The sequence below is a fragment of the Myxococcus vastator genome, from assembly GCF_010894475.1.
Lineage (GTDB): Bacteria > Myxococcota > Myxococcia > Myxococcales > Myxococcaceae > Myxococcus > Myxococcus vastator.
Genome location: NZ_JAAIYB010000641.1, coordinates 1 through 3,600, shown reverse-complemented (window position 1 = coordinate 3,600; position 3,600 = coordinate 1). Strand labels below are relative to the sequence as shown.

Sequence of the window (3,600 nt, the reverse complement as noted above, 5' to 3'; positions counted from 1 at the left end):
CCATGAAGCTGAAGCGACTCCCCGTCCTCGCCCCCCTGTGCGCGGTTGTCCTGGGCGCATCGCCCGGGGCCTGGGCCCAGACCGCCGCGCCCGCGGCCTCGGATGTTCCCACCCCGCCGGAGGCCGCCGTGGCCGCGCCGCCCTCCGGGAGCGAGCCCGTCACCCAGGCGCCCCAGGAGGACGTGCTGGCGGCCTCCACACCCGAGGAGATGGCGGGCACCACCGAAGTGGTGGATTCCCGCCCGCCGCCCGTCATCCGGCCGCGGATCGCCGTGGGCAACGAGACGTTCTACGTGAAGCCTGTGCTGGCCATCGCCGGGGGCTTGCACGTGGAGAACCTCATCCAGACGCTCAACCGCAACCGGGAGAGCCGCGCCACCACGCTGGCGCTCACGCGCTTCGGCTTCGAGGGCCGCCTGGGCCCATACGTCTCGTTCCGCAGCGAGTTCGAGCGCAACATCAAGGCGCACGGCTCCGGCGTGTGGGAAGGCACGGCCTCCTTCAGTGTCCGCGACCAGGTGATTCGACTCCAGCGGTGGAACACCATCCTGGAGGCCGGCATCGTCCTGGACCCCGCGAGCGTGGACTTCATCTCCACCCACGTGGCGGACACGCTGCTGGCCGACAAGTACACGCGGGACCCGCTGCTCTACAGCGGCTTCAACCGTGGCCAGGGCGCCCAGGCGGCCTATGAATGGAACGGCTTCCGCGTGGGCATGGGCTTCACCGCCGCCAACCCGCTCAGCACCTCCAGCTCCTACCAGGTGGGCGGCTCGTTCGGCGGCGGCAGCCGCTTCTGGGAGCGGCCCCTGGCGAACTACCGCAACGGCCAGCCCGATGACGACCTGCACTTCCAGGTGCTCAGCCCGTCCCTCACCTATGCGAACGAACTGGTGGAGCTCAAGGCGCTGGCCCAGGTGTTCGACGTGAACTACCAGACGTCGTCACGCACCGACCCGCTGCTGCGTGGCAACAACCTGCGCGGCAACGTGATGCTGAAGCTGCACACGAACGTGGGCATCCCCCTGTTCATCACGCCCTTCTTCAACATCGCGCGCGTGCAGAACGACGTCGTCAACAGCGCGCCCGGCTTCGCCGACCAGCTGCTCGACACCCACTACACCGCCACCACCGTCTCCGCGGGCATGGACATCAACGTCCTCGGCCGGTCCGGCATCGGCTTCCAGTTCGCGCGCGTCTCCGACCGCTCGCCCGGCTTCGTGGCCCCCACGGGCGAGACGCCGTCGAGCGAGCCCATCACCCGCACGCTCCAGACGTTCCTCAACGTGGGCGGCACCTACTGGTTCACCGACGACGTGGCCATTGGCGCCCGCTACGCGCGCTACCAGAAGAAGCAGGACGGGCTTCGGGACGAGGTTGACGCGTCGTACTTCGCGACGCTGCGACTGGTGCTCTAACGTCGTCGGAAGTCCAACCCGGGAGGGGAAGGCATGGCTGGGACAGAGGGGACGCAGGACTCCATCTTCAAGGTGGCGGTGGCCAGCTTCATTGGCACCGCCATCGAGTGGTACGACTTCTTCCTCTATGGAACAGCGGCGGCGCTCGTCTTCAACCGCCTCTTCTTCCCCTCCTTCGATCCGCTGACAGGCACGCTGGCCGCCTTCGGCACCTTCGCCGTGGGCTTCATCGCCCGGCCCCTGGGCGGCGTGGTGTTTGGCCACTACGGCGACCGGATTGGCCGCAAGGCCATGCTGAGCGCCACCCTGATGCTGATGGGGGTGGCCACCTTCGCCGTGGGGCTGCTGCCCACCTACGACGCGGTGGGCTCCTGGGCCCCCGCCCTGCTCGTGCTGCTGCGGCTGGTCCAGGGCTTCGGGCTGGGCGGCGAATGGGGCGGCGCGGTGCTGATGGCCGTGGAGCACGCGCCCGCCCACCGCCGCGGCTTCTACGGGAGCTGGCCGCAGATGGGGGCGCCCGCGGGGCTGCTCGTCGCCACGGCGGTGTTCTCCGTGTTCTCCCAGCTCCCCGAAGCGCAGTTCCTCGCCTGGGGCTGGCGCGTCCCCTTCCTGCTCAGCGCGGTGCTGATTGGCATGGGCGTGTTCATCCGCCTGCGCGTGGCGGAGTCCCCCGTCTTCCAGCAGCGCCAGCAGGCGCCACATCCTCCCGGCCTCCCGGTGCTGGAGGCGCTGCGCACGTACCCGAAGCAGATCCTCCTGGCCATGGGCGCGCGCTTCGCGGAGAACGGCTTCTTCTACATCATCACCACGTTCGTCCTCTCCTACGGCACCGAGCGCCTGGGCCTGCCCCGCTCCACGCTGCTCAACGGCGTGCTGGTGGCCACGGCGGTCCACCTGGTGGCGATTCCCCTCTTCGGCGCCGCGTCGGACCGCTTCGGGCGCCGCCCCGTGTACCTGGCGGGCGCCGTGGGCTGCGCGCTGATGGCCTTCCCGTTCTTCTGGCTCATCGACACGAAGGCCACGGCGCTCATCTGGCTGTCCATCGTGCTGGGCATCATCGCGCACGCGGCGATGTACGGCCCCCAGGCCAGCTTCTTCTCCGAGCTCTTCGGCACCCGCGTCCGCTACAGCGGCGCGTCGTTGGGGTATCAGCTGGCCTCGGTGTTCGCGGGCGGCCTGTCACCGGTGATCGCCACCGCGCTGCTCGCCTGGTCGGGCGGACAGTCCTGGCCGGTGTCGCTCTACATGGTCGCGCTGGCCGTCATCACGCTGGTGTCCGTCTACCTGTCCGCGGAGACGTTCCGGGAGCAGCTCACCGAAGCGCCTCCGGGAGGTCCGGCGCCGGACGCGCTCAGCGCGCCGTCCAGCCACAGTCCATCACCTGCGCCGCCCCGGTGATGCCCGCCGCGGCGTCCGAGCACAGGAAGGTGATGTAGGCGGCGACCTCGGAGGGCTCGAGCAGCCGCTTCACGGCCGCGGGCGCCAGCATGACCTTCTCCACGACCTCCGCCTCGCTGATGCCGTGGACGCGGGCCTGGTCGGCGATCTGCCGCTCCACCAGCGGCGTCCGGACGTAGGCGGGACAGACGGCGTTCACCGTGACGCCCTTGTCCGCGGCCTCCAGCGCCACCGTCTTCGTCAGCCCCATGAGGCCGTGCTTCGCGGAGACGTAGGCGGACTTGTAGGGCGACGCCACCAGGCCGTGCAGCGAGGACACGTTGATGATGCGCCCCCACTCGCGGGCGTACATCAGCGGCAGCGCGTAGCGCGTCAGCAGGAAGGGCCCCACCAGCATGATGCGGAGGAGCTGCTCCCAGCGGTCCTCCGGGAAGTCCTCCACCGGCGAGACATGCTGGACGCCCGCGTTGTTGACCAGGATGTCCAGGCGCCCCCACTCCCGCTCGGCGGTGGCCACCAGGGCCCGGCAGTCCTCGCGCGAGGACACGTCCGCGCGCTGGAAGCGGGCGCCGGTCAGCCGCCTGGCCGCCTCCGCCCCGGCCACCTCGTCGAGGTCCGCCAGCAGCACCCGCACGCCCTGCGCCGTGAGGGCCTCCGCCACCGCGAGGCCGATGCCGTGAGCCGCCCCCGTGACCAGCGCGCACCGACCTGAATGTGGATTCATGTTCATGTCCGCATGGTGGAGCAACGCGCTGGCGCCGGCAATGGCTCCACCCTCCCGCCC

General features: G+C 70.3%; 3 protein-coding genes. 2 read left to right on the top strand and 1 reads right to left on the bottom strand.

Annotated features, from left to right (window positions below):
• Window positions 1–1,418, top strand: a 1,418-nt coding sequence (locus G4D87_RS35375; RefSeq protein ID WP_163787124.1) for a hypothetical protein, incomplete at its 5' end; no start/stop codon positions are given.
• Window positions 1,419–1,451: 33 nt separating this feature from the next.
• Window positions 1,452–2,816: an MFS transporter gene (locus tag G4D87_RS35370; protein ID WP_163787122.1), complete on the top strand. Its 1,365-nt coding sequence runs from the start codon at window positions 1,452–1,454 to the stop codon at window positions 2,814–2,816.
• Here the strand turns inward: G4D87_RS35370 and G4D87_RS35365 are convergent.
• Window positions 2,770–3,540, bottom strand: coding sequence for a 3-hydroxybutyrate dehydrogenase (locus tag G4D87_RS35365; RefSeq protein WP_205507845.1), 771 nt, complete (start codon window positions 3,538–3,540; stop codon window positions 2,770–2,772). The genes G4D87_RS35370 and G4D87_RS35365 overlap by 47 nt on opposite strands.
• Window positions 3,541–3,600 lie beyond the last annotated feature (60 nt).